Annotated in this window: 23 protein-coding genes; 10 read left to right on the top strand and 13 right to left on the bottom strand. The window is 66.1% G+C overall.

The annotated features are described in order from the left end of the window. The first annotated feature begins 74 nt into the window (after positions 1-74). Positions 75-1,085, top strand: a complete 1,011-nt coding sequence (locus tag ACO06X_RS19815; RefSeq protein WP_421837841.1) for a proline iminopeptidase-family hydrolase — start codon at positions 75-77, stop codon at positions 1,083-1,085. A 4-nt stretch (positions 1,086-1,089) separates the two neighbouring features. On the opposite strand, the gene ACO06X_RS19810 is transcribed toward ACO06X_RS19815, so the two are convergent. From ACO06X_RS19810 to cysD, 5 genes are all read right to left on the bottom strand, one after another. Further along, a complete protein-coding gene (locus tag ACO06X_RS19810; protein ID WP_421837840.1) occupies positions 1,090-1,785 on the bottom strand; it encodes a Crp/Fnr family transcriptional regulator in 696 nt (231 codons plus the stop codon). 280 nt (positions 1,786-2,065) lie between these two features. Then, on the bottom strand, positions 2,066-2,551 hold the full coding sequence (locus tag ACO06X_RS19805; protein WP_298171592.1) for a flavin reductase family protein: 486 nt from the start codon (positions 2,549-2,551) through the stop codon (positions 2,066-2,068). A 34-nt stretch (positions 2,552-2,585) separates the two neighbouring features. Next, complete coding sequence (locus tag ACO06X_RS19800) at positions 2,586-3,320, bottom strand: 3'(2'),5'-bisphosphate nucleotidase CysQ (RefSeq protein WP_421837839.1); 735 nt, start codon at positions 3,318-3,320, stop codon at positions 2,586-2,588. Between the two features lie 30 nt (positions 3,321-3,350). Beyond that, entirely contained in the window at positions 3,351-5,291 is a 1,941-nt protein-coding gene (cysN, locus tag ACO06X_RS19795) for a sulfate adenylyltransferase subunit CysN (RefSeq protein WP_421837838.1), read from the bottom strand. Beyond that, the gene (gene cysD / locus ACO06X_RS19790; protein WP_421837837.1) at positions 5,291-6,229 is read right to left on the bottom strand and encodes a sulfate adenylyltransferase subunit CysD; all 939 of its coding nucleotides are present in this window, start codon (positions 6,227-6,229) and stop codon (positions 5,291-5,293) included. Before cysD ends, cysN begins: the two co-directional genes overlap by 1 nt. Positions 6,230-6,295: 66 nt before the next feature. Between cysD and ACO06X_RS19785 the strand changes: the two genes are divergently transcribed. Then, on the top strand, positions 6,296-7,372 hold the full coding sequence (locus ACO06X_RS19785) for a helix-turn-helix transcriptional regulator (RefSeq protein WP_421837836.1): 1,077 nt from the start codon (positions 6,296-6,298) through the stop codon (positions 7,370-7,372). 1 nt (position 7,373) lies between these two features. Here the strand turns inward: ACO06X_RS19785 and ACO06X_RS19780 are convergent, their stop codons facing one another. The 6 genes from ACO06X_RS19780 to kynB all read right to left on the bottom strand — a co-directional run bounded on the left by ACO06X_RS19780 (position 7,374) and on the right by kynB (position 12,794). Then, the gene (locus tag ACO06X_RS19780) at positions 7,374-8,282 is read right to left on the bottom strand and encodes a CmcJ/NvfI family oxidoreductase (RefSeq protein ID WP_421837835.1); all 909 of its coding nucleotides are present in this window, start codon (positions 8,280-8,282) and stop codon (positions 7,374-7,376) included. Between the two features lie 44 nt (positions 8,283-8,326). After that, complete coding sequence (locus ACO06X_RS19775; protein ID WP_421837834.1) at positions 8,327-9,619, bottom strand: MFS transporter; 1,293 nt, start codon at positions 9,617-9,619, stop codon at positions 8,327-8,329. A 40-nt stretch (positions 9,620-9,659) separates the two neighbouring features. After that, positions 9,660-9,950 (bottom strand): DUF1330 domain-containing protein, encoded by a 291-nt coding sequence (locus ACO06X_RS19770; RefSeq protein WP_298171622.1) that lies wholly within the window; start codon positions 9,948-9,950, stop codon positions 9,660-9,662. Between the two features lie 65 nt (positions 9,951-10,015). Further along, positions 10,016-10,834 carry an SDR family NAD(P)-dependent oxidoreductase gene (locus ACO06X_RS19765; RefSeq protein WP_421837833.1) on the bottom strand — a complete coding sequence of 273 codons (819 nt, stop codon included), beginning with the start codon at positions 10,832-10,834 and terminating at the stop codon, positions 10,016-10,018. 83 nt (positions 10,835-10,917) lie between these two features. Then, positions 10,918-12,159 (bottom strand): kynureninase, encoded by a 1,242-nt coding sequence (kynU, locus tag ACO06X_RS19760; protein ID WP_421837832.1) that lies wholly within the window; start codon positions 12,157-12,159, stop codon positions 10,918-10,920. Next, entirely contained in the window at positions 12,156-12,794 is a 639-nt protein-coding gene (gene kynB / locus ACO06X_RS19755; protein WP_421837831.1) for an arylformamidase, read from the bottom strand. Before kynB ends, kynU begins: the two co-directional genes overlap by 4 nt. A 210-nt stretch (positions 12,795-13,004) precedes the next feature. Between kynB and hppD the strand changes: the two genes are divergently transcribed. Both hppD and ACO06X_RS19745 read left to right on the top strand, forming a co-directional pair. After that, positions 13,005-14,123, top strand: coding sequence for a 4-hydroxyphenylpyruvate dioxygenase (hppD, locus tag ACO06X_RS19750; RefSeq protein WP_421837830.1), 1,119 nt, complete (start codon positions 13,005-13,007; stop codon positions 14,121-14,123). Next, positions 14,120-14,665, top strand: coding sequence for a VOC family protein (locus ACO06X_RS19745; protein WP_421837829.1), 546 nt, complete (start codon positions 14,120-14,122; stop codon positions 14,663-14,665). Before hppD ends, ACO06X_RS19745 begins: the two co-directional genes overlap by 4 nt. A gap of 6 nt (positions 14,666-14,671) precedes the next feature. Here ACO06X_RS19745 and ACO06X_RS19740 read toward each other — a convergent pair whose 3' ends face one another. Then, a complete protein-coding gene (locus tag ACO06X_RS19740; RefSeq protein WP_421837828.1) occupies positions 14,672-15,787 on the bottom strand; it encodes a CaiB/BaiF CoA transferase family protein in 1,116 nt (371 codons plus the stop codon). 128 nt (positions 15,788-15,915) lie between these two features. Between ACO06X_RS19740 and ACO06X_RS19735 the strand changes: the two genes are divergently transcribed. The 5 genes from ACO06X_RS19735 (at position 15,916) to ACO06X_RS19715 (ending at position 20,656) form a co-directional block, all read left to right on the top strand. Beyond that, entirely contained in the window at positions 15,916-16,782 is an 867-nt protein-coding gene (locus ACO06X_RS19735; protein ID WP_421837827.1) for a LamB/YcsF family protein, read from the top strand. Positions 16,783-16,784: 2 nt separating this feature from the next. Beyond that, positions 16,785-17,435 (top strand): 5-oxoprolinase subunit PxpB, encoded by a 651-nt coding sequence (gene pxpB, locus ACO06X_RS19730; protein WP_421837826.1) that lies wholly within the window; start codon positions 16,785-16,787, stop codon positions 17,433-17,435. Further along, a complete protein-coding gene (locus ACO06X_RS19725) occupies positions 17,436-18,431 on the top strand; it encodes a biotin-dependent carboxyltransferase family protein (RefSeq protein WP_421837825.1) in 996 nt (331 codons plus the stop codon). Between the two features lie 20 nt (positions 18,432-18,451). Beyond that, complete coding sequence (locus tag ACO06X_RS19720; protein WP_421837824.1) at positions 18,452-19,801, top strand: MFS transporter; 1,350 nt, start codon at positions 18,452-18,454, stop codon at positions 19,799-19,801. Positions 19,802-19,882: 81 nt separating this feature from the next. Further along, positions 19,883-20,656 carry an SDR family NAD(P)-dependent oxidoreductase gene (locus tag ACO06X_RS19715; protein ID WP_421837823.1) on the top strand — a complete coding sequence of 258 codons (774 nt, stop codon included), beginning with the start codon at positions 19,883-19,885 and terminating at the stop codon, positions 20,654-20,656. 12 nt (positions 20,657-20,668) lie between these two features. Here ACO06X_RS19715 and lepA read toward each other — a convergent pair whose 3' ends face one another. Continuing rightward, complete coding sequence (gene lepA / locus ACO06X_RS19710; RefSeq protein ID WP_298171657.1) at positions 20,669-22,471, bottom strand: translation elongation factor 4; 1,803 nt, start codon at positions 22,469-22,471, stop codon at positions 20,669-20,671. Between the two features lie 365 nt (positions 22,472-22,836). Here lepA and ACO06X_RS19705 point away from each other — a divergent pair, with 365 nt between their 5' ends. Continuing rightward, entirely contained in the window at positions 22,837-25,098 is a 2,262-nt protein-coding gene (locus ACO06X_RS19705) for a TonB-dependent receptor (protein ID WP_421837822.1), read from the top strand. Positions 25,099-25,122: the final 24 nt, after the last annotated feature.

The following is a 25,122-nucleotide window of genomic DNA, read 5'->3' as shown; positions in this document are numbered from 1 at the left end:
TCCGCTTACCGCCCGTCGGTGCATCTGCGCCCCACGCACTTGCATCGCGGCACGGCCTGGTGACAATGGACGCCATGCACCTCGCCCCACCGCACTGGACCCGCCGCGACCTGATCGGTGCCGGCCTCGCCACGCTTGCATCCGCGCCGCTTGCCCGCGCCGCAGAACCGGGCCGTGCCCTCCCCTTGCGCATCAAGCCGGACCGCGATCTCATGGTCCCGGTCGAAGGCGGCAGTGTCTATGTTCGCGTCAACGGCGATCTTGCCGGTCCGCGCCTTCCGCTCGTCTATCTGCACGGCGGGCCAGGCAGCGGCCATGCAGGGCTCCTCGCGCTTACTGCGCTGGCAGATGAGCGCGCGATCATTCTCTACGATCAGCTCGACAGCGGCCGCTCGGATGCGCCCGGCGATCCCCGCAATTGGAGAGTAGAGCGCTTTGTGGAAGAGATTGAAGCCGTCCGCCGCGCACTGGGCATCGCGCGCTGGCATCTGGGCGGCGGCAGCTGGGGCGGCACACTGGCGCTTGAATACGGCGCACGCCGCCCTGCCGCGCTCGCAGGGCTGATTATCCAGTCCCCGTTAGTCTCCACACGCAGCTGGATCGCCGATGCCGCCGCGCTGCGGCAAGAGCTTCCCGCGCAGTGGCGCGGCACGCTCGATGCCTGCGAGGGCGATGCACCGCCCAGTGCTGCGCAGTGCGCGGCGGCGGATGAAGCCTATCTCGGCCGCCATGTCTGGCGCACGCCGGGCGATCCGCGCGTGGCCGCCTATCGCGCCGCGCTGCCCGCCTACGCGGGCGACAAGGTCTACAACGGCATGTGGGGCCCAGTCGAATTCCGCGCGACCGGCACCTTGCGCGATTATAACGGGGAGCCGCTGCTGGCGCGCCTCGATGGTCGCCGCACGCTGTTCGTTGCCGGAGAATTTGATGAAGCGCGGCCCCAGACTGTCGCCGGTTTCGCCCGCCGCGTGCCACATGCACAGTACCGCACGATTTCAGGCGCAGCGCACGCGATTCTCCGCGACAAGCCTGAAAGCTACCTGCGCATCATCAGTGAATGGTGCCGCCGCAACGAGCGCGGCTGAGCGCCTAACCGGCGAGCGATTCCAGCGCGCTGCGGTCAAGAATCTCGACATCGCGCCGCCCCGGCAGCGCAACCACGCCATCGCCCTTCAGCTTGGTGAACTGGCGGCTGACAGTCTCGATGGTGAGACCGAGGAGGTCCGCGACCTGCTGGCGAGAGAACGGCAGCGTGAACTGCCGCGCCGGGCCAGTGTGCGCCATACAGCCGTTGTCTGCCAGCCTCTCGGACATGTCGAGCAGGAACGTCGCGATTTTTTCGGGCGCGCTCTTGCGGCCCAGTAGCATCATCCACGCGCGGGTGCGGTCAAGCTCGGCCAGCGTGCGTTCCAGCAGCTTGTGTTCGAGCTCAGGGTGTTCGCGCGCAAAGCGGTCGAAATCATTGCGCGCGAAGACGCAGACGCGCGCGTCGGTCAGCGCGATCACGCTGGCGGCGCTAGTCTGGCCAAACGGGCGGCCGATGAAATCGGAAGGGTAAGCGACGCCCACGATCTGCTCGCGCCCATCGGCGGTGCTGGTCGTCAGCTTCAGAACGCCTTCGATCACGTTGGCGACGAGCAGCGAATCGTCGTCTTCCCAGATCAGCGGTTCACCGGCAGAAACAGTGCGGCGACGGCCCATGGCACTGAGGGCCGAGATCTCGGGGTGTTCGAGACCGGCGCAAATCGCCCGATTGCGGACTATGCAAGTATCACAGGCACTCATCCACTCCGGTTCTACCAGCCGGAAAGGTCTGCGGCAATCATGCATCCGCGCTAGCCCGCTAAAAAACATCACGAAAAGTGGGCGGCCAGGGTTGCTGGCCGCCCGAAGTCGGGGAGAAATCGGCGGAAGGGGGAATGACAGCCCAGGAACCCGGGCGGGTCCTTCCGCGCCCCATCCTTCTGGCAGCGGCGGGCGCAGCGATCCTTGACCGAGATCAAACCAGCGAACCGAGACGAAAAAATTCTACCGATCGGTAGGAAAAACTGCGCCTGGAAGCGACTCAGTCGGCCAGCAGCGTGAGGTCGTGATACTGGCCGCGGAAGAACAGCAGCGGATTGCCCTCGTTCTGCTTGCCCAGCGCCTCCACCGCGCCAACCACCAGCCAGTGATCGCCCACTTCGGTCACGCGCTCGATCGTGCAATCGATCCACGCAATCGCGTTGTCGAGCACCGGAAGGCCAGCCGGGCTTTGCCCGTGGGCCAACTGCGAAAACTTGTCATCGGCGCGCGCGGCGAAACGGCGGCATAGCGAGAGCTGGTCCGCGCCAAGCACATTGACGCAGAATCGCCCCGTCGCCTCGATCCGCGGCCAGGTGCCGGAACGCTTGTCCGGAAAGAAACCGACGAGCGGTGGATCGAGCGAAATCGAGGTAAACGAGCCAACGACGAGGCCGTGCCGCTCGCCACCGGCGGCAAGCGCAGTCACCACACAAACGCCGGTCGGGTAGGCGCCGAGCACATCACGGAACAAGCGGGGATCGATCATTGCCTCCTACCCGTGTCTGCAAACCGAAACAGGGTCAAGCCTCGATTGCCGCAACGGCACCAAGGACTTGCTCCGCCCATTCCTGGCGGCAGATGAGAAGATCCGGCAGGTAAGTGTCGCGGTTGTTATAGGCGAGCGGCGACCCGTCGATGCGCGACACATGCAGGCCAGCAGCAGCTGCCACGGCCACCGGTGCGCAGTTGTCCCACTCGTATTGCCCGCCCGAATGGAGGTAGATTTCCGCCTCCCCGCGTACGACCGCCATGGCCTTCGCGCCGGCAGAGCCCATCGGGACCAGTTCACCGCCGAGCATCTTCGCAACTTCGACCGCTTCATGCGCGGGCCGCGTGCGGCTGACCAGCAGGCGCGGGGTTTCGGCCATCGGCGGCAGCGGCTGCGGCGCGCCGCTATCGAGCACCAGGTCCAGCCCCGGCAGCGCCACTGCGCCCAGCGTAGCCGTCCCATCGACCGCGAGGCCGACATGCACCGCCCAATCGCTGCGCCCCTCGCCATATTCGCGCGTACCGTCGAGCGGATCGATGATCCAGACGCGCGACTTGCCGAGGCGCTCGGGCGTATCCTGCGTCTCTTCGGAAAGGACGCCGTCTTCCGGCCGGTGCACGGTAACTTCGGCCATCAGCCAGGCATTGGCACGAAGGTCGCCCTCCGCGCCAAGCGCCTTGCCCTCGCGCGAACCTTCGCCGCGCAAGTCCATCAGGATCCGCGCCGCGCCCGCCGCCAGATGCCGCGCCAGTTCGATATCGTCCATCAACGCCCCTAAGCTCGTCAAATCACGTCTTCAGATCACCGGCATCCAGTCGCCGATGATCAGCGCCACGATCCGCTCCGCCGCTTCTTCGGGGCTTTCGCCCATCGTGTCCACGCGGATTTCGGGTTCTTCCGGCACTTCATAGGGGCTGTCGATCCCGGTGAAGTTCTTTAGCGCGCCGCTCCGGGCCTTCTTGTAGAGCCCCTTCACATCGCGCCGCTCGGCTTCCTCCAGCGGTGTATCGACGAAGATCTCGAAGAACTCGCCTTCCGGCAGCAGCGCACGCACCATATCCCGCTCAGCGCGGAACGGGCTGATGAACGCGGTGAGCACGATAAGCCCGGCATCGGTCATCAGCCGCGCTACTTCGCCGACGCGGCGGATATTCTCGATGCGATCGGCCTCGGTGAAGCCCAGATCCTTGTTGAGCCCATGGCGCACGTTGTCGCCGTCCAGCAGGAACGTGTGCTTGCCCAGCGCGTGAAGCTTTTTCTCGACCAGATTGGCGATGGTCGATTTGCCCGAACCCGAGAGCCCGGTGAACCACAGCACGGCGGGGCTCTGCCCCTTCATCCGCGCATGGGCCTCACGCGTCACATCCAGCGCCTGCCAATGCACGTTCTGCGCGCGCCGCAGGCTGAAGTTGAGCATGCCCGCCGCGACGGTCGCGTTGCTGATCTTGTCGATCAGGATGAAGCCGCCCAATGTCCGGCTCTCGGTGTAGGGCTCGAACACGATCGGGCGGTCGGTGGTGATCTCGGCCAGACCGATCGCATTGAGTTCAAGCGTCTTGGCCGCAAGCCGCTCCATCGTATTGACATTGATGGTGCATTTTGGCTGCGACACGGTGACCGACACGGTCTGGCTGGCCAGCTTGAGCCAATAGGCGCGCCCCGGCACCAGCGGCTCGTCTGCCATCCACACGAGGTTCGCCTCGAACTGGTCCGCCACCTGCGGCGGGGCATCGGACGCCGCGAGCACATCGCCGCGCGAGCAATCAATCTCGTCGGCAAGGCACAGCGTGACCGATTGGCCCGCAACCGCTTCCTCGAGATCGCCATCAAGCGTGACAATGCGCGTGACGGTGCTGGTCTTGCCCGAAGGCAGTACCCGCACCGCATCGCCTGGCTTTACAGTGCCGTTGGAAATGAGGCCCGAAAAGCCCCGGAAATCGAGGTTTGGGCGGTTCACCCACTGCACCGGCATGCGGAATGCGCCCGCCGCCTCGGCCGCGGTGTTCACGTCCACCGCTTCGAGGTGGCCCATCAGCGTGGGGCCGGAATACCAGGGCGTGTTGGGGCTGAGACCGGTGATATTGTCGCCCTTGAAGCCCGAGATCGGCATGGCCGTAAATGCCTCGATCCCGATGCTGGCGGCAAAGGCGGAGTAGTCCGCGACAATCGCGTCATACCGCGCCTGATCGTAGCCGATCAGGTCCATCTTGTTCACCGCCAGCACGATGTGGCGGATGCCGATGAGATGGCAGAGATAGGAATGCCGCCGCGTCTGCGTCAGCACGCCCTTGCGCGCATCGATCAGGATCACGGCAAGATCGGCCGTGCTCGCGCCGGTGACCATGTTGCGGGTATACTGCTCGTGCCCCGGGCAATCCGCGACGATGAACTTGCGCTTTTCGGTGCTGAAGAAGCGGTAGGCAACGTCGATGGTGATACCCTGCTCGCGCTCCGCCGCAAGGCCATCGACGAGCAGCGCGAAATCGATCTCGCCGCCCTGCGTGCCGACCTTCTTGCTGTCATTCTCGAGCGCTGCGAGCTGATCTTCGAAGATCATCTTAGAATCGTAGAGCAAACGCCCGATCAGCGTAGATTTTCCATCATCCACGCTGCCGCAGGTGATAAAGCGCAGCATCGACTTGTGCTGGTGCAGATCGAGATAGGCCTCGATGTCCTCGGCAATCAGGGCCTCGGTCTGGTAGATCACATCGCTAGCGATCAGATCGGTTTCTGGCATCAGAAATACCCCTGCTGCTTCTTGACTTCCATGCCCGCGCCGCCGGCATCCTTGTCGATCACACGGCCCTGCCGCTCGCTGGTGGTCGTCAGTAGCGTTTCCTGGATCACTTCGTTTAGCGTGGTCGCATTGCTCTCGACTGCACCCGTCAGCGGGAAGCAGCCCAGCGTGCGGAAGCGGATCGAACGTTCCGTAATTTCAGGGCGATAGCCCAGCACCTTCTCAAGCCGGGGCAAGTCGTCGGCCATGAACAGGCCGCCTTCCCACTCGAACGTGGGGCGCGGCGCTGCGAAATAGAGCGGCACGATCGGCACATCGTTGAGGCGGATGTACTGCCAGATATCGAGCTCGGTCCAGTTCGAGATCGGGAATACGCGGATGCTCTCGCCCTTGTTCTTGCGCGCGTTGTAGATGTTCCACAGCTCGGGGCGCTGGTTCTTGGGGTCCCAGCCATGGCTGGCGGTGCGGAAGCTGAAGATGCGCTCCTTCGCGCGGCTCTTCTCCTCATCGCGCCGCGCGCCGCCGAAGGCCGCGTCGAAGCCATACTTGTCGAGCGCCTGCTTGAGTCCTTCCGTCTTCCACATGTCGGTGTGGAGCGCGCCGTGGTCGAACGGGTTGATCCCGCGCGCCGCCGCTTCGGGGTTCTGATAGACGAGCAGCTCCATGCCGCTCTCCTTCGCCATGCGCTCGCGCAGCGCGTACATGTCCTTGAACTTCCACGTCGTATCGACGTGGAGCAGCGGGAACGGCGGCGGGCTCGGATAGAACGCCTTGCGCGCCAGATGCAGCATCACCGCGCTGTCCTTGCCCACCGAATAGAGCATCACCGGGTTGGTCGCCTCGGCCACCACTTCGCGCATGATGTGGATCGCCTCGGCCTCAAGCCGCTGGATATGGGTCAAGGTGGACAGTTCAGACATCGCGTTCTCGCGCCTCATGGATTGCGGACTCCAGATGGCCTCTTGCGCGCTGGTGCAAAGCTCCCATATGGGAGCACAAGCACCATGGCATTCCTTTCGACCGATCAACGCGAGCTTTACCTGCCGCTCATGGAGGGGCTGCTGGAGGACCCGCCGTGGCAGCGCTTCCTCGGCAATCTGCTCCAGCGCACCGGCGCGCGGCGGGCGGCACTGGCACTGGCGCAGCCGGGATCGCCGGAGCCTACGCTCACCGTCCGCGCCGATGCGGCCCGCGCCGCGCTCGATCCCCCGCTCGATCTGGCGCGCCTCGCCGCACTTGGCCTGTTCCCCGGCACCGCCATGCGCACGGGCCGCGTCTACACGCTGGGCGAAATGCTGGATTTCGATGTACCCGCCCGCCTCGGCGCGCAGCGGTCCGCGCTCGGCGCGATGCGGATCAATCACGCGCGTGCTGTCCGCGTCGGCGGTGCCGGCACCGGCGAGGCTTGGCTGCTCCTCACCCGCGAGCGCGAGGACCTCGGCGCGGCGGACAGCGCGCTCCTTGCTGCATTGGCCCCGCATCTCGCCGCCGCGCTTGCCGTACGCGCCGCACTCGGCAAGGCCGGGATGCACGCCGCGATGGCGGAAAGCACGCTGGCCCTCCTCGGCACCGGCGAGATCGCGCTTAGCGCCACCGCAGCTGTCCTCGCCGCCGATTCCGAAGCCGAACGCCTGCTTGCCTTCACCGCCGATCCCGGCCCGCTGCGCCGCCTGCAGCTTCTGCCCGAAACCGCCCGCGCGCTCGAAGCCGCCTGCGCCCAGCTAGCGGGAGCACCGCCCGAGGCACGCCGCCTCGTCTCGCTCGGTACGCGCCACCTGCTGCTGCGCCCAGCGCCCCCCGGGTCCGGCGCAGCCCTGATCGGCATGATCCGCAGCGCACCACCCGCGATGCCCTCCGATGCGGCCACGGTGCTGGCTGCCGCCCACGGTCTGTCCCCCCGCGAGGCGGCGCTCGCCATCGGCCTCACGCAAGGGGAAACGATCCTCGAAGCCGGCCAGCGCCTCGGCCTCACCCCGGAAACCGCGCGCAACTATTCGAAGCGCCTCTATGCCAAGACCGGCACCGCCGGTCAGGCCCAGCTGGTCGCGCTCGTGCTTACCGGCCTTGCCCCCCTCGCCTGATCTACTCGAAGAACGCCACCCCGCGCACTTCGATGCTCTCCCGGATTTTCGCATCCGGCAGGCTGGTATCGTGGAACGCGGTATGCGGGCAGCGCCAGGTCACCGAATGGTCGCTGTCCTGAAACTTGAACAGCAGCACATCGTCCGCCGCCATGTCGGAGAAATACCACCAGCGGTGGCGCTCCCGGTGGCGGAAGATTGTCGCCGCGATCATCTGGTCCTCGCGCTCGACCGGTGCGGTCAGCGCGTCGCCAACCGGAAATTCATCGACCACGAACAGGGTGTTGGATGCGGTCTCTTCATCGCTCACCGTGCGCCCGTCACACACCGCCAGCGGCCAGTCTTGCGGGCCGGGTGAGAATGTGCGCCACAACGAAAAGCAGATGTAGCGCTTGTACCCCGGTCCGTCTGGAAACGCCTGCCCATAGACCCGCGCCGCCGCGCGCTTGCCGGTCAGTTCGTTGTAATCGACATGCGCCTCGCCCGCCGGTGGCTGGATACCGCCCGAATGGACATAGCCGGCCACCTTCTCCTGCGCGCGGCTGGAAAGGTCGCCCGAAGTGCGGATCATCCACCCCTGTGTCGAAACCTTGTCCGCACCCGTCAGCCGCGCGACCAGCGCCTCGACCTCGCGCTGGTAGCTGGCATCAACCGCCGCTTTGTCGTGGAAATCGGCAATCGCCGTCTCATGCTTGGCGATCACGAAACCGTGCGCGTCGAGGCTGAAATGATCGCGCAGCGGCATCCCGTCGCGCACCACCACGGGATAGTCGCGGTAATCGCCCGTGTTCATTTCCGCGCCCTGGCTCACATAGCGCCGGGTGACGAAGTCGCCTTCATCGAGATAACGGATCAGCGCCGGAGCTTCCCGCGCGGTTTCCTCGATGTCGTCCAGCGCCGCGGTTGCCATCGCCCTCTCCGATTGTAGTTAGGCCAGATAGTTAGGTGAACAAACTATATCGGCTGCGGCTCGGCTGTCCACCCTGCGCGCGGCGCGGTTTCGGGAATGCGCCAGAGCACCGGCAGGATCACCAGCGCGACCACCGCGATCATTGCGCCGGGCACCGCAGGCCAGCCGGTCCCTTCCAGCAGCATCTGCGCCACCAGCGGCGTGACCCCGCCGAACAGCGCGGTCGCGCTTGTCACGCCTAGCGCAAGGCCGGAAAGCCGTGCCTCGCCGGAAAACTGTTCGGCCGTCGCCACTGCGCCGACTGCGCTCCATGCACCGCCCAGCGCCGCGAGCAGCACCGCCCCAACCAGCGCCGGCCAGACCCCGCCATGCGCCATCAGCGAAAACAGCGTGATCGGCCCCGCCGCGCAGGCAATCGCAATGCCGATCAGCACCGGCCGCCGCCCGACATGATCCGAAAGCGCGCCCACCAGCGGCGTCACCGCGATCACCACGAAGGCAGCCACGGTCGAAAGCGTCAGCGCCGCGCCCTCGCCCACCGCGCCGACCGAGGCGAGGAAGGCGGGCACATAGGTAATCCCGACGTAGTAGCTGATGGAGCCCAGTGCCGAGATCGCAAAGCCCCGGATGATCCCTGCCCGCTGGTGCGTGATCGCATGGCGCAGCGGGTTCTCCGGCACCGTCCCCGCCGCGCGCTGGCGCTCGAACTCGGGCGATTCGTCCATGTTCGCGCGGGCCAGCAGCACCCCGCCCGCGAGCGCCGCGCCGACAAAGAAAGGAATGCGCCAGCCCCAGGCATCGAGCGTCTCCGCTGGCATGGCCCAGGTCGTCACCGCCGCCACGCCCACGGCGAGCAACGCGCCGATCTCGCTCGCCGCCGAAGCGCAGCTGGTGATCAGGCCGCGCCGGTGCGGCCCCGCGCCTTCGATCAGATAGGCGACCACGCCGGTATACTCGCCGCCCACCGCGAAGGCCATCACGCAGCGCAGGGCAAGCAGCAGGAAGCCCGCTGCCGGGCCGATCTGCGCGTGCGTGGGCAGCAAGGCGCAGCCCAGCATCGCCGCGGTCATCACCGCCATCGAAAGCAGCATCGCGCGCCGCCGCCCGTGCCGGTCGCCATAGTGGCCCATGGCAATCGCGCCCAGCGGTCGCATCAGGTAGGACACGGCAAAGCCCGCCAGCACCGCTGCCAGCGAGCCCTCGCCGCCGCCGAACATCACGCGTGAAAGGATCGTCGCGACGTAGATATAGAGGGTGAAGTCGTACCACTCGACCACCGTCGAGAAGCCCGCGATCAGCATCGAGCGATGCGAAATAGTCTGATGCGCAGGGACCATCACGCCATCATGCCGCAACAGCCCCTGCTTGCAACAGCTTTCAGCCGACCCCTTCGGTCACCATCACGCGGTACGACGCGCCCTTGAGGCGGTGCACCTTGGCGTCCTGATAGGCTGGGCTGTTGTACCAGGCCTTCGCCGCGTCGATGTCAGGGAACTCGATGATCACGAGGCCTTCTGCGGTCGGCCCTTCCCACGTCTCGTTGGGGCCATAGAACGCCAGCGGCTTCAGCGGATGGCCCGCAATCGAAGCGCCCGCTTTGGCGTTGTACTGATCCAGCTCAGCCTGATCGTTCACGCCATCCTTGATGAAAACAACATAAGCAGTCATTCGGGCATTCCCTCCGTTTAATGAATGTGCAGCCTAGGGTCGCAAACCCGCGCCGCGCAAGGCTTTCAGGTGGCCGACCATCCGGCATCGATCACGAGGTTCGATCCCGTCACCACCCGTGCCGCTTCGCTCGCCAGATAGAGCACGGACGCGGCGGTCTGCTCGGGCTGGATCGGCTCCTTCACATGCGCCACGCTGAGGTACTGCGCATAGACTTCGTCCTGCGTCAGCCCGGCCCGCGCACCGATCTCGCTGGCGGTATGCTCGACCATCCTGGTCGGCAGGAACCCCGGACAGACCGCATTCACGGTGATGCCATAAGCGCCCAATTCCGCCGCCATCGTCTTCGTCATCCCGATCAGGCCGTGCTTGGTCGCGCTGTAGTGGCCGAAGCCCGGCGTGCCGATCAGCCCCGCAACCGAAGCGATATTGATGATGCGCCCGCCGTTGCCACCCGCGATCATCGCCGGAACCACCGCGCGGCTCATCCGCCAGCTGCCGGTGAGGTTGACCGCGATGGTCGTCTCGAAAGTCTCGTCATCGAGCAAGTGCATCGGCGTGTTGCCGGTGAGGATGCCCGCGTTGTTCACCAGAATGTCAATCCGGCCCAGTTCACCCAGCACCCGCCCGACGAAGGCGTCGATCTCGGCCTGCCGGCGGATATCGCAAGCGGCATGAAGCGCGCGAACTCCAAACGCCTCGATCTCGCGCGCCACGGCATCGAGCGCGCCGCCGAGGGCATAGCCCACGCTCGGCATCGCCGGCTCGCCCACGTCGCAGATCGCAACATCGGCTCCCGCGCCAGCCAAGGCCAGCGCCATCGCCCGCCCCTGCCCGCGCGCCGCGCCTGTCACGATCGCCACTTTGCCCGAAAGCTCACCCATGCCCGTTTTCCCCTCGCCTCACACGGCACGAAGCATGGCCTCTCGCCGCCTGCGCCTCATCAGGTAAAAGTGATAGGCCAGCTTCAGGTCACGGCAGCGCGCACCGCCCAGCGCGGATCGTCCCAGGCACGCGTCTCGCACACCTCGCGGATCGCGCGGACAGCCTCCAGCATGTCGACATGGCGCAGATAGAGCGGCGTCAGGCCGAAGCGCAGCACATCGGGATCGCGGAAATCGCCGATCACGCCGCGCTCCTTGAGCGCCTGCATGATCCCGTAACCTTCGGGGTGCGCATAGGAGACATGGCTCCCGCGCTGCGCATCCTCGCGCGGGCTTACGAGCGTGAAGCCGTGGTCGCCGCACAGTTCGTCCATCAGGTCCATGAACACGCGGCCGAGCTGGAGCGATTTCACACGCACGGCCGCCATGTCGGCCTCGGCCATCAGGTCCACCCCGCATTCCAGCGCGGTCAGCCCCAGCACCGATGGTGTACCGCAGAGGAAGCGCTCGATCCCCTCGGCCGCGCGGTAATGATCCTCAAAGGCGAACGGCTCGGCATGGCCGAACCAGCCTGAAAGCACCGGCACAGCCGCCGCCTGATGCCGCTGCGCCGCAAAGATATACGCCGGCGCACCCGGCCCGCCATTCAGGAACTTGTACCCGCAGCCCACCGCGAAATCCGCATGCGCCGCGTTGAGGTCAACCGGTATCGCCCCCGCGCTATGGCTGAGATCCCAGACCACCAGCGCGCCCGCTTCATGTGCGCGCCGCGTTACTTCGGCCATGTCGCGCGACCTTCCGGTCTTGTAGTGGACCTGCGTCAGCAGCAGCACCGCGACATCCTCGCCAAGCCGGTCGAGCACCATGTCGCCCGGCACCGCCTCGGCCCGCACCCGCCCGCCCGAAAACGCGGCGATCCCCTGCATCATGTAGAGATCGGTGGGGAAATTGCCGGTCTCGGAAAGAATCACCGATCGCTCGGGCCGCAAGGAAAGCGCCGCCGTCATCGCCTTGAACAAGTTGATCGAGGTCGAATCCGCCACGATCACCTCGCCCGGTGCTGCACCCAGCAGGCGGCCGATCTTGTCACCCACCCGGCGCGGGGCATTCATCCAGTCCGCGCCGAGCCACGAGGTGATCAGCCCTTCGCCCCACTCCTGCGCCACCGCCCGCTCCAGCCGCGCCGTGGTGCGGCGCGGCAGCGCGCCGAGCGAATTGCCATCGAGGTAGATCAGCCCCTCGCGCAGCTGGAAGGCCGCGCGGAAGGATGCGAGCGGATCGCTGTCATCGAGCGCTTCCAGCGCCGCGCGGCTCCACGCGCTCATGCCGCGATCTCCCGCAGCACTGCGCGCACCGGGCTCGCGTCAGCCCCGCCCAGCGGCAGCGGCAGCGCGATCAACTCATAGACTCCCGGCGGCACCGCATCGAGCACCAGCCCCTCCAGAATGCGCATGTCAGCAGCGCGCACGGCGTGGTGCGCATCCATCGTCTTCGAGGTTTCGGGATCGAGCGAGGCGGCATCGGTGCCGATCAGCACCACACCCAGCGCCGCCAGCCGCGCGATCACCGCTGCGGAAACGGCGCGAAATCCGCTATCCCACGCCTCATGCGGAAAGCGATCGTAGGTGCGCAGCAGCACCCGCTGCGCGCCAGCCGCCTCCAGCGCCGCCCAGTCGATATCATCCACCTGCACCGCCAGCCCGGAGGCATGGCGCACATCCACCACCACGCAGCGCCCGATATAGGGCTCCAGCGCCGTCTCGGCGCTCGTCTGCCCCGCTGCGTCATAATGAAACGGCGCATCGGCATGCGTTCCGGCGTGGAGCGGAAACGAGAGCGCCCCCACGTTCACCGGGCACTGCGCAGAGATCACCGCATGGTGGCTCAGCACGAAAGGCGGCTCGCCCGGCCAGAGCGGCGTCCGCGCATCGAGCCGCTGGGTAATATCGAAGATCCTCATACCCCGCCTTATCGCCAAGCGCGGGGAACAATGCACCGGAATTATGGGGCATGTGCCCTCTGCTGGCCCGCAATATGCCACAATCATGCATAGAACTGCGGAATGCCGCTCATTAGACGCAAATTTGAACGCGTATCACGCGCACTTTGCGCGGACAGCGCGTGCCCCTTGCGCTATTATGCCCGCAACCGGAACCATGGGAGACACGCGGTGAACGCAGTGGCGAAGACAACCGATCTGTTCGAAAATCCGCTGGGCCTCGATGGCTTCGAATTCATCGAATTTTCCGCGCCCCAGCCGGGCCTGCTCGAACCCGTGTTCGCCGCGATGGGCTTCACCCATATCGCCAACCACCGCTCCAAGGCGGTGCAGCTCTGGCGCCAGGGCGGCATCAACCTCATCGCCAATTATGAGCCCAAGAGCCCAGCCGCCTGGTTCGCGGCCGAGCATGGCCCTTCGGCCTGCGGCATGGGCTGGCGCGTGCGCAATGCCGCCGAAGCCTACGCCAAGGCGCTCGAACGCGGCGCAGAGCCCGTCGAGGTGCGCACCGGGCCGATGGAGCTCAGCCTCCCCGCGATCCGCGGCATCGGCGGCGCGATCATCTATCTGATCGACCGCTATGAAGGCTCACCGCTGGGCGACCTTTCGATCTACGATATCGATTTCGTTTACCTGCCGGGCGTGGACCGCCAGCCGAAAGGTGCGGGCTTCCACACGATCGACCACCTCACCCACAACGTCTACGGCGGCCGCATGGCGCACTGGGCCGCGTTCTACGAGCGGATCTTCAACTTCCGCGAGATCCGCTATTTCGACATCAAGGGCGAATACACCGGCCTCACCAGCCGCGCGATGACCGCGCCCGATGGCAAGATCCGCATTCCGCTCAACGAGGAAGCGAAAGCGGGCGGCGGCCAGATCGAGGAATTCCTGCGCGCCTATAATGGCGAGGGCATCCAGCACATCGCCTTCGCCTGCGACGATCTGCTCGGCGCATGGGACCGCCTCAAGGCGCTCGGCACCCCGTTCATGACCCCGCCGCCCGCGACCTATTACGAGATGCTGGCCGAGCGCCTGCCCGGCCACGGCGAACCGGTCGAGGAACTCCAGAAGCGCGGCATCCTGCTCGATGGTTCGACCGAAGCGGGCGACCCGCGCCTGCTCCTCCAGATCTTCTCCGAAACGCAGATCGGCCCTGTGTTCTTCGAATTCATCCAGCGCAAGAAGGACGAGGGCTTCGGCGAAGGCAACTTCACCGCCCTCTTCCAGTCGATGGAGCGCGACCAGATGCGGCGCGGCGTGCTGCAGGTGGAAGGAGCCGCCGCATGATCCCCCAGATCAAACGCATCCACCACGTCGCCTACCGCTGCCGCGACGCGAAGGAGACCGTCGCGTGGTACGAGCGGGTGATGGGCATGCGCTACACCACTGCCTTTGCCGAAGACACCGTGCCCTCCACCGGCGAGCATGATCCTTACATGCATGTGTTCCTCGATTGCGGCGGCGGCAATGTGCTCGCCTTCTTCGAGCTGCCGAACCAGCCGGAGATGGGCCGCGACCCCAACACCCCCGCCTGGGTGCAGCACCTCGCCTTCGAAGTGGCGGACGAAGCCGCGCTCCATGCGGCCAAGGCGCATCTCGAAGCCGAGGGCATCGACGTGTTGGGGCCGACCTATCACGGCATCTTCCGCTCGATCTATTTCTTCGATCCCAACGGCCACCGGCTCGAACTCGCCTGCAATATCGGCACGGCCGCGCAGTATGAGGAGCTGGAGACACTCGCCCCCGTGATGCTCGAGGAATGGAGCCGCACCAAGCGCGCGCCGCGCCATGCCGAATGGCTGCACAAGGACCCCGCCGCAAGCGCCTGAGGCGCTTCAGCCTGCGCCGAACTCTCGGCGCAGGTCGGCCCCGTTGGCATCGAGCGCGGGGATAGCAGTCGGCAGCGCGCCGGATCGCCCCGCCGGGCGCGGCAGGTCAAACGCCTCACCGCCCACTTCGGCGGGCACGCGGCGCAGCGCGGCATGGGCGGAAACGTCCGCTACGGTCGATACGCGGCCCCACGCGATGCGGTGCCGATCGAGCAGCGCGCTGGCGTCAGCAATGGTCATGGCGGCCAGCACATCGCCCACGATCCGCGCCAGTGTCTCGCGGTTGACCACGCGGTCAGGGTTGGTCGCAAAGCGCGGATCATCCGCCAGCGCGGCATTGCCCAGCACGCCAGCGCAAAACCGCCGCCATTCATCCGGCGCTTGGATCGAGATCATCAACGAGCCGTCAAGGCAGGCATAGGCGGCATAAGGATAGATCGCCGCATGTTCGAGGCCGTGCCGCCCGGTAACACGCCCGGCATGCTCCAGATGCAGCAGCGGCACCGCCATCCAGTCCGCCATCGCATCGAACATCGCAATCTCGATGGCCGCCCCCCGCCCGGTCCTCCCCCGCCCGATCAGCGCTTCGAGAATGGCAGCATGCGCGTTCATGCCTGTCGCAATGTCGGCAATCGAAACGCCCACCTTGGCCATGGCTTCAGGCGTGCCGGTAACGGCGCAAATGCCCGCTTCGGCCTGCACCAGCATGTCATAGGCGCGCATCGCGTGGGCCGCGGTGGACTGCCCGTAGCCGCAGATGTCGACCGCAATCAGACGGGGATGGCGCGCCACCAGTGCGGCCGCATCCAGCCCCAGCCGCGCCGCCGCACCCGGCGCCAGGTTCTGGATGAAGACATCCGCCTTGCCCGCCATGCGCTCGACCATGGCCCGGTCACCTGCGTCCTTCACATCGATCACGACGCTCTGCTTGCCCCGGTTGAGCCAGGCAAAATAGGCCGATGCGCCGTGAACGGTTGTGTCATAGTGGCGCGCCGTCTCGCCGCCGGCGCGCTCCAGCTTGATCACCCGCGCGCCGCCGTCAACCAACTGGCGCGTGCACAGCGGCGCCGCCACTGCCTGCTCCAGCGCCACCACCAGCAGGCCGTCCAGCGCACCCGCCATCAGGAACAGACCTCTCGGTCACCCGCAATCGGGCAAGCGCGCGGGATGAGCCATTTGGGGGTGCTGGTGCGTTCGGCGTTCATATCAGAGAGGCTTTAGCGCAAGCTCAGCGGGATTTCCTCCCCTTGATGCGCGCAAGGCGAGACAATGGCAGCGGCTTCACCTATTTCGATGCGGCCCCTGCTGCGGTGTCGTCCTCGAAGTCCGGAAAAGCGCTGATGCCTGATCTCAAGCTCCGTATGATCGATCTCAATTCCGACCTTGGCGAGGGTTATGGCCCGTGGGTGATGGGCGATGACAAGGCCATGCTGGATATCGTCACCAGCGCCAACATTGCCTGCGGCGGCCACGCCAGCGATCCCGAAACGATGTTTCGCACGCTGACCTTTGCACGTGAGCGCGGGATCACCGTGGGCGCGCATCCCAGCTATCCCGACAAGGAGGGCTTCGGCCGCCGCCGCCTGCCCTTCCCTCCGGCGGAAGTGGAGCGCTTCGTCGCCGCACAGACTGGCGCGCTGATCGCCATCGCAGCGCTGGCGGGCACGCACGTTTCCTATGTGAAGCCCCACGGCGCGCTCGCCAATGTCGCGAGCGAAGACCGCGCCATCGCTGAAGCCATCGTGCGCGCCGTCCGCGCCATCGATGGCAAGCTCGCGATCCTCGCCATCTCGGGCACCGTGCTGGAACAGGCCGCGCGCGATGCGGGCGTCCGCGTGTTCAGCGAGATCTACGCCGACCGCGGCTATACACCTGCCGGAAATCTCGTCCCGCGCGGCCAGCCCGGCGCGATGATCGAAGACTATGGCGCCGCTGCCGCACGCCTGCTCAGCTGGCTCGAAACCGGCATGATGCCAACCGTGGGCGGCGAACCGGTCAGGCTGGCCGGCCATTCGATCTGCGTACACGGCGATGATCCCCATGCCGTGGTCATGGCCCGCGCGATCCGCGTCGCGCTCGGCGGACGCGGAGTCACGGTCGCGCCCTTCCTGCGGTGAACATGAGCGCGGTATCCGTCCGGCCGATCGGCGAGAGCGCCGTCCTCATCGATTTCGGCGGAGAAATCAGCACCGCAACCAATGAGCGCGTCGTGGCGCTCGATCGTGCGCTGGCCGGCCAGCCCCCGCAGGGCATGATCGAAACCGTGCCGGCCTATGTCTCGCTTATGATCGTGTTCGATCCGCTGCTAACCGGCGGAGACCGGATCGCGGCCCACGCCCTCGCGCTGCTAGAAAGCGCCGCGATCGAGACGCGGCCAGCGCGCGAACACGTGATCCCGGTCCGCTATGACGCCGCCTCGGCCCCCGATCTGGAAGCCGTGGCCAAGGCAACCGGCCTCACGCCGGACGAGGTCGTCGCCCAGCACCTCGCCGGGGAATACCGCGTCTTCATGTACGGCTTCGCGCCCGGCTACGCTTATCTCGGCGGCGTGCCGCCCGCGCTGCACCTGCCGCGCAAGCCCCGCGCCGAACGCGGCCACCCCGCCGGCAGCGTGATCATCGCGGGCGCGCAGTGCCTGATCACAACCCTGCCGATGCCGACTGGCTGGTGGGTGATCGGCCACACCGCGCAAGTAATCCTCGATCCCGCCCGCGCGCAGCCGTTCCTGTTCGATCCCGGTGACGTGATCCGCTTCGAGCGGGAACGCTAGTTGATTCAGGCGCGCATCCTCTTCGAAGCCGCCGGGCCGTTGACCACGATCCAGGATCGCGGCCGCACCGGCTCGATGCGCTTCGGCGTGCCGCCGTCCGGCCCGGTCGACCGCCTCGCCTTCGCCGCCGCGCTCGCCGCGACCGGGGCTACCGACGGCTGGGGCTTCGAACTCTCGCACGGCGGCTGTCTCATCACCTGCCACGACGGCGCAATCGGCTTCGCGCTATGCGGCGGCGGGTTCCTCGCCGATATCGACGGCGACGAACCAAGGGCCTGGCGCGTGGGCACGCTCCACGCCGGCCAGCGCCTGCGTATCCGCGCTGGATCGGGCAACTGGGCCTACCTCGCCTTCGCCGGCCAGCATGCCGCGCCGCGTTGGCTCGGCAGCAGCGCGACCCATGCCTCGTCCGGGCTCGGCGGCGGCCTGATCGAGGCGGGATCGGCCTTCACGTTCGATTCCCCGCGCACGCTTGATCCCAGCACGCTGGCACCACCTCCCCCATCCGGACCGCCGGACAGCCTTGCCGTGGTGCTCGGGCCGCAGGATCGCCACTTCCTGGCAGACGCTGTCCGCCAGTTGGAGCAGGCGCGCTTCACCGTCACGTCCCGCTTCGACCGGATGGGCCGCGTACTCGGCGGCCCGCCACTCGTGCCCACCTCGATCTCGATGCCCAGCGAACCGGCGCTGCGCGGCTGCTTGCAGGCCGATGGCGATGGCGGGCTCACCGTCCTTCTCGCCGATCATCAGACCACCAGCGGCTACCCGAAGATCGCCACCCTGATCGGACCCGATGTCGATCGGCTGGCACAAATGCCGGCCGGCCACACGTTCCGCTTCGACCTCATCGATCGCCACGAAGCCCTGCGCCGCACCCGCACCGCCGCAGCGGCCAACGCAGCCTGGCTACGCAGTCTCACCGCGCCCGGGCGGCTGGACGAGCGCTTGTGGTCGAACAATCTCGTCGATGGCGTGATCGATGCAAACGGGCCCTGAAGGCGAGGAGGAGATTGGAATTGGACGTTGAACCCATGCCAGACGACATGGAGGCCGATCTTCCGCGCATCGACATCGAGCACCTGATCGATGCGGGCCGCTGGAGCGGTTACCAGAAGCGCGTGCTCGCGCTGTGCACCGCCGCGATCCTGCTCGATGGGCTGGACAACCAGATCCTCGGCTTTGCCATGCCCGCGCTGATGAAGGCGTGGCACCTCCCGCGTGAAAGCTTCGTGCCGGTGGTGGTCGCGGGCCTGCTCATCATGTCGATCGGCAGTGGTCTTGGCGGCTGGCTGGGTGATCGCGCCGGGCGGCGCCCCACACTGGTCAGCGCGGTGGGCCTGTTCGGTCTGGCCACAGCCGCCTCTGCTTTTGCCGATAGCCTGCCCATGCTGGCCACCTGCCGCTTCATCTCCACCCTTGCGCTGGGCGCCGCGCTGCCGAACGCGACCGCGCTGGTCTCCGAATTCTCCCCGGCGCATCGCCGCAGCCTTTCGGTCTCGATCAGCATGCTCGCGGTCGTGCTCGGCGGCCTCGTCGGCGGAGCACTGTCCGCATGGCTGCTGCCCGTTTATGGCTGGCGCGCGCTGTTCCTCACCGCTGGTGGGCTGACCATCGCGGTGACCTGCGCCCTCCTCGCACTTCTGCCGGAATCGCCGCGGTTCCTCATGCACCGCCCGCGCCGCCGCGCAGAGCTAGGGCGCGTGCTGCGCGCTTCGGGCTTCGATGTTCCGGCCCGCTTTGCGCCCGAAACATCTGCCGCTTCCGAACCTGCCATCGGCATCAAGGCGCTGTTCCGCCCCCCGCTGCTTGGCGATACGCTCGCGCTCTCGGCGGCGTTCCTGTTCGGCCTGCTCGGCAATTACCTCGTGTTCAACTGGGGCCCGTCCATGCTCGCGGCGCTTGGCTATGATCTGGCGGTTGCCTCGCTTGGCGCCGGCGCATTCAATCTGGGCGGGATCGTCGGTGCGCTGGTAGGCTCCCGGATGATGGACCGTTTCGGCCCGCGCATGCCCATGGTGGTGATGGCGATCCTCGGCACCGCCTGCACTTTCGCGATCGGCCCGATGCTGTCCGGCGGCCTGCACGCGGCCTCGCTGGTCGTGCTGGGTTTCGCCGCTGCCGGTGTCTTCATGTCAGGGCTCCAGATCATGCTGTTCTCTCTTGCCGTCAACGCCTTTCCCGCCCCCATCCGCGCGCAGGGCGTGGGCATCACGCTATCGCTCGGCCGCATCGGCGCGGTCGCCGGTTCCGGCATGGGCGCGGTGATCGTGGCGGCCGGAATCGTGCCATTCTTCGCGGTGCTCGGCCTGTCCTGCCTGGCCATCGGCATCGCAGTCCTGGCAGTGCGGCCACGAAAGAGCGCCTGACCAGTCCTCCCCGAACCAGTAGCCATCGGCAAAATCGGCGCTAGGATGCTGCGCAAACAGAACCGATGGAGAGAGACGCTCATGACTGAACTAGCCGGCCGCATTGCCCTCGTCACCGGCGCCTCGCGCGGCATTGGCGAGGCTTCGGCCCGCGCCCTCGCCGCGCTGGGTGCCCGTGTCATCGTCACCGACCTTGCCGCGCCCGAAACCCTTGCGGATGAGATCGGCGGCCTCGCCCGCGCGCACGACGTGACAGACGAGCAAAGCTGGATCGACACGATGGCCTACGCCCGCGATACGGCCGGCGGGCTCGACATTCTGGTCAACAACGCCGGGCTGTTCCTCGCCAAGCCCCTCACCGAAACCACGCTGGAGGACTGGCGCCGCCTCCACACCGTCAATGTCGAAGGCGTGTTCCTTGGCTGCAAACACGCCGTCCCGCTCCTCGCCGAACGTGCCAACCTGTGGACCGGCGGGACCTCGATCATCAACCTGTCGTCGGTCGCCGGTCTCGTCGGCAGCCCGCTGGTCAGCTGCTACAACGCCAGCAAGGGCGCGGTCCGCCTCTTCACCAAAGGCGTCGCGGTCGAACTCGCGGCCGCGCGCATCCGCTGCAATTCGATCCACCCCGGCATCATCGAGACCGACATGGGCCGCGATCTCGTCTCCCAGTTCGCCGCCGCCACCGGCACCGGCGAAAACGACACCCGCGCAGCCTTTTCCGACCGCCACCCGCTGGGCCACTTCGGCGTGCCGCAAAACATCGCCGACGCCGTCACTTTCCTCGCCTCCGACCGCGCCGCCTTCATGACCGGCTCGGAACTGGTGGTGGACGGCGGCTTTACGGCAAGTTGATACGGGCGCTCGTCATTCCTCGCCCATCCGCAGCGCGGCGATGAACGCCTCCTGCGGGATGGTCACGTTGCCGTATTCCCGCATGCGCTTCTTGCCTTCTTTCTGCTTGTCGAGCAGCTTCTTCTTGCGGCTGATGTCACCGCCGTAGCACTTGGCGGTGACGTCCTTGCGCATGGCGCTAATCGTCTCGCGCGCGATCACCTTGGCGCCGATGGCGGCCTGGATCGGGATCTTGAACATGTGGCGCGGGATCAGGTCCTTGAGGCGCTCGACCAGATGGCGGCCGCGCGGATCAGCCTGGCTGCGGTGGACGACCATGGATAGCGCGTCGACCGGCTCGTTGTTGACGAGGATGTTCATCATCACGAGATCGCCTTCGCGCAGGCCGATCTGCTCGTAATCGAAGCTGGCGTAGCCGCGGCTGATCGATTTGAGGCGATCGTAGAAATCGAACACCACTTCGTTGAGCGGCAGTTCATAGGTCACCTGCGCGCGGCCGCCGACGTAGGTCAGGCCGGTCTGGATGCCGCGGCGGTCCTGGCAGAGCTTGAGGATCGAGCCCAAGTATTCGTCGGGCGTGTAGATCGTCGCCTTGATCCACGGCTCCTCCATTTCCGCGATCTTGACCGGATCGGGCATGTCGGAGGGGTTGTGGAGTTCCTTCACCGTGCCGTCGGTCATCGACAGGCGATAGACCACCGAAGGCGCGGTGGTGATGAGATCGAGATCGTATTCGCGGCTGAGGCGTTCCTGGATGATTTCCAGATGAAGCAGGCCGAGGAAGCCGCAGCGGAAGCCGAAGCCGAGCGCGGCCGAGCTTTCCATCTCGAACGAGAAGCTGGCGTCGTTGAGGCGCAGCTTGCCGATGCTTTCGCGCAGCTTTTCAAAGTCTGCCGCATCGACCGGGAACAGGCCGCAGAAGACCACCGGCTGGACTTCCTTGAAGCCCGCCAAGGCCTCGGTCGCGCCCTGCTTCACCGTCGTGATCGTGTCACCCACGCGGGCCTGCGCGACTTCCTTGATCTGCGCGGTGATGATGCCGATTTCGCCCGGACCCAGTTCGTCGAGCACTTGCAGCTTGGGGCGCATGCAGCCGACACGGTCGATCAGGTGTTCGGTGCCGCCGGCCATGAACTTGACCGAGAGGCCCTTCTTGATGACCCCGTCGATCACACGGACCAGAATGACGACGCCGAGGTAGGGATCGTACCAGCTATCCACGAGCATGGCTTTGAGCGGCTTGTTGCGGTCGCCGCCCGGCGGGGGGATGCGTGCGACGATGGCATCGAGCACTTCCTCGATGCCGATGCCGGACTTGGCGCTGGTGAGCACCGCCTGGCTGGCGTCGATGCCGATCACTTCCTCGATCTCGTGCCGCACTTTTTCGGGCTCGGCGGCGGGCAGGTCGATCTTGTTGATGACGGGCACGATCTCGTGATCATGCTCGATCGACTGGTAGACGTTGGCAAGCGTCTGCGCCTCAACGCCCTGCGCCGCGTCGACCACCAGCAGCGCGCCCTCGCAGGCGGCGAGGCTGCGGCTGACTTCATAGGCGAAATCGACGTGCCCCGGCGTGTCCATCAGGTTGAGCTGATAGGTCTTGCCGTCCTTGCCGGTGTAGTCGAGCCGGACGGTCTGCGCCTTGATCGTGATCCCGCGCTCGCGCTCGATGTCCATGTTATCCAGGACTTGCTCGCTCATCTCGCGCGCCGAGAGGCCGCCGGTGAACTGGATCAGGCGGTCGGCCAGCGTGGACTTGCCATGGTCGATGTGAGCAATAATGCTGAAATTGCGGATCAACGAGAGTTCGGTCATGCGCCCGCCGTTAGCAGCGCAGGCGCGCGGTGTCATCAGGGCCAATCGGACGGGGGGCCGGGCGGCAAGTTGACACAGTTGACACTGTCCTGAGCAATGATTGCAATCGATCAATAGAGCGCCTTTGATCGATCGCGGCGATCAGCCGCCGCCGACGCGTTGCTTCGAGACAGGGCAGCTTTGGGACCATGCGCGAACCCTGACAGATTCGCTGCGTGTAGGACAGGTTGATGCAGGACGGCGCCCGCTGGCCGCCCGATAACCCACCATTTCGGGGCGATATTGACGTCGGCTTTGGTTCCTAATATTAGAATGATCATTACTAATCTAATTCCGTCAAAAGATTCCAATTCAAGGGGAGAGCCATGAAGTCTACCACTGCTGCTGCATTCCTGCTGGGCGCGAGCCTGTTCGCGCTCGCCGCGCCTGCCCTGGCGCAGGACACCGGTGCCACCGCCACCGATGCGAGCAAGCCCGCTGAAGGCCTTGGCGAAATCGTCGTCACCGCCAACCGCGTCGCCTCGAGCGCGCAGGACACGCCGATCGCGCTCAACGTCTACACGGGCACTGCGCTCGCGGATCAAGGCGTCAACACGGTCCGCGACCTTTCGCAGATCGATCCGAGCGTCAACGTCACCAACTCAACCGGGTCGGCCTATGTCGCGGTGCGCGGCATCGCCTCGACCGACGTGACCGAAATCGGCGATCCTTCGGTGCCAATCACGCGCGACGGGTTCTTCACCAACCGCTCGTTCGCCATCAGCTCGTCGTTCTATGACGTGGCGCGCATCGAAGTGCTCAAGGGGCCGCAAGGCACGCTGCAGGGCCGCAACTCGACCGGCGGTCTTGTCAGCATCGTCACCGTCCGCCCAGAGCTGCGCACAGGCGGCTATGCAAGCGCCGAGGCCGGCAACTACAAGACCTTCAACGGAGAAGCGGGCGTCAACGTGCTGCTCGCGCCGGGCTTCGCGGTCCGCGCCTCGGGCACCGTGCTGAGCCACAAGGGCTACCGCACCTCGACCGGCCCCGCCTTCGACGGCGACGACGAGAACTTCAAGTCGGGCCGCATTCAGGCGCTCTACAAGGGCGACAATGGTCTTTCAGCGTGGGTTTCGTACCAGCACGACAGCCGTGACGTGAACGGCGATGCGCAGTTCCGCGGGCCGCTGGGCGGGCCGACGCCGGACTTCGGCAAGGCCAAGGTCTTCACCAGCGACGCGCCGACCATGACCAAGCTGACAAGCGACCGTGCGCGCTGGGAGCTGGCTTACAGCGCCGACATGGGCCTCAACTTCATCTACTCGGGCGGCTATGACAGCGCCAACTGGCGCAACCAGCTCGATGCCACTGGCGGCTATCCGGCGAACCGCCAGTTCCGCCAGCAGGAAACGCCCAAGACCTGGAACCACGAATTCCGCGTGAGCAACGACAAGGGCGGAAAGCTGTTTTTCCAGGCGGGCTATTTCTATTTCCAGGAAAAGAACGTCGTCAATTCGGGGATCTTCAACCTCGACATGACCGGACCGCTGTTCGGCCCCGGCGGCTTCCTGACTGGCGTGCCCAATGCCGACCAGTCGAACCGCTACGGCATCAAGTTCGATTACAACATCCTCACCCGTTCGCAGGCGCTGTTCGGGCAGGTCGAGTACGACCTGACCGACAAGCTGCAGCTCAGCCTGGGTGGCCGCTATACCTGGGACAAGAAGGTGCGCACCGGCAATGCCGTGCTGACCCTGCCCGCGCTCGCCTTCCCGCTGTGTGGCAACGACTTCCCCGCACCGGGCACGTGCCCGCCCTTCCCGCTCACCACGCCCGGCAACGGCAACCTCAGCAAGGGCGAGCCGACCTGGCATGTGGGGTTCAACTACCGCCCTGCTGCAGGCTCGCTGATCTATGCCAAGTATGATCGCGGCTACAAATCGGGCGGGTTCAACTCGAACGGCAGCGCGCCTTCGGTCGACTATGGCCCAGAGCGGCTGGATTCGTTCGAGATCGGCACCAAGAACTCGTTGATGGGCAACACCCTGCAGCTCAACGCCTCGGCGTTCTACTTCAAGTACAAGGGCTATCAGGGCAGCCAGTTCACTGCGGCAACGAGCAGCGGTTCCGGCGTGTTCAATGTCGGCAATGCCTCGATCTTCGGCATCGAAGGCAGTGCGGTCGCGCTGGTCGGCAAGGCCACGCGGATCAACTTCAACGCAACGTACCTGCACACCAAGTTCGGCGATGGCATCACGATCAACAACGGCGCGACCCCGCCTGCGGCGATCAACATCAGCGGCAACCGCCTGCCCAACGCGCCCGGCTTCACGGCATCGGGCGGGATCGAGCAGGAGCTCCCGGTCTCGTTCGGCACGTTCACAGCCCGGGTGGATGCCAAGTATTCCTCGGCGTTCTACTACTCGGTGTTCAACACTGCCGACACGCAAAGCCCGGAATACGTGCTGGCCAATGCCAGCCTCAAGTTCGCGCCGGAAAACAGCTTCTGGGAAGTCCAGGCCTACGTGCGCAACGTGTTTGACAAGCAGGTGCTGGCCTATGCGACGCAGAACTTCAACGCGGGCGCCAATACCTATCAGTTCCAGGCCCCGCGCACGTTTGGTGTGCGTGGCAGCGTGAAGTTCTGATCCTGAGGCTGTCAGGGGCAAGGG

This window comes from Novosphingobium sp. (assembly GCF_965229225.1).
GTDB lineage: Bacteria > Pseudomonadota > Alphaproteobacteria > Sphingomonadales > Sphingomonadaceae > Novosphingobium.
Note: the sequence above shows the minus strand (reverse complement) of the source record. Positions and strands in the feature narration are given on the sequence as shown.

Excerpts from the sequence above, each read along its gene's own strand:
- ACO06X_RS19805 (WP_298171592.1), bottom strand. The coding sequence starts at position 2,551 with ATGATCGATCCCCGCTTGTTCCGTGATGTGCTCGGCGCCTACCCGACC.
- ACO06X_RS19715 (WP_421837823.1), top strand. The coding sequence starts at position 19,883 with ATGACTGAACTAGCCGGCCGCATTGCCCTCGTCACCGGCGCCTCGCGC.
- pxpB (WP_421837826.1), top strand. The coding sequence starts at position 16,785 with ATGAGCGCGGTATCCGTCCGGCCGATCGGCGAGAGCGCCGTCCTCATC.
- ACO06X_RS19800 (WP_421837839.1), bottom strand. The coding sequence starts at position 3,320 with ATGGACGATATCGAACTGGCGCGGCATCTGGCGGCGGGCGCGGCGCGG.
- ACO06X_RS19775 (WP_421837834.1), bottom strand. The coding sequence starts at position 9,619 with ATGGTCCCTGCGCATCAGACTATTTCGCATCGCTCGATGCTGATCGCG.
- ACO06X_RS19770 (WP_298171622.1), bottom strand. The coding sequence starts at position 9,950 with ATGACTGCTTATGTTGTTTTCATCAAGGATGGCGTGAACGATCAGGCT.
- cysD (WP_421837837.1), bottom strand. The coding sequence starts at position 6,229 with ATGAGGCGCGAGAACGCGATGTCTGAACTGTCCACCTTGACCCATATC.
- lepA (WP_298171657.1), bottom strand. The coding sequence starts at position 22,471 with ATGACCGAACTCTCGTTGATCCGCAATTTCAGCATTATTGCTCACATC.
- ACO06X_RS19815 (WP_421837841.1), top strand. The coding sequence starts at position 75 with ATGCACCTCGCCCCACCGCACTGGACCCGCCGCGACCTGATCGGTGCC.
- ACO06X_RS19785 (WP_421837836.1), top strand. The coding sequence starts at position 6,296 with ATGGCATTCCTTTCGACCGATCAACGCGAGCTTTACCTGCCGCTCATG.
- cysN (WP_421837838.1), bottom strand. The coding sequence starts at position 5,291 with ATGCCAGAAACCGATCTGATCGCTAGCGATGTGATCTACCAGACCGAG.
- ACO06X_RS19780 (WP_421837835.1), bottom strand. The coding sequence starts at position 8,282 with ATGGCAACCGCGGCGCTGGACGACATCGAGGAAACCGCGCGGGAAGCT.
- ACO06X_RS19735 (WP_421837827.1), top strand. The coding sequence starts at position 15,916 with ATGCGCGCAAGGCGAGACAATGGCAGCGGCTTCACCTATTTCGATGCG.
- ACO06X_RS19705 (WP_421837822.1), top strand. The coding sequence starts at position 22,837 with ATGAAGTCTACCACTGCTGCTGCATTCCTGCTGGGCGCGAGCCTGTTC.
- ACO06X_RS19740 (WP_421837828.1), bottom strand. The coding sequence starts at position 15,787 with ATGGCGGGTGCGCTGGACGGCCTGCTGGTGGTGGCGCTGGAGCAGGCA.
- ACO06X_RS19745 (WP_421837829.1), top strand. The coding sequence starts at position 14,120 with ATGATCCCCCAGATCAAACGCATCCACCACGTCGCCTACCGCTGCCGC.
- kynU (WP_421837832.1), bottom strand. The coding sequence starts at position 12,159 with ATGAGCGCGTGGAGCCGCGCGGCGCTGGAAGCGCTCGATGACAGCGAT.
- ACO06X_RS19765 (WP_421837833.1), bottom strand. The coding sequence starts at position 10,834 with ATGGGTGAGCTTTCGGGCAAAGTGGCGATCGTGACAGGCGCGGCGCGC.
- kynB (WP_421837831.1), bottom strand. The coding sequence starts at position 12,794 with ATGAGGATCTTCGATATTACCCAGCGGCTCGATGCGCGGACGCCGCTC.
- ACO06X_RS19810 (WP_421837840.1), bottom strand. The coding sequence starts at position 1,785 with ATGAGTGCCTGTGATACTTGCATAGTCCGCAATCGGGCGATTTGCGCC.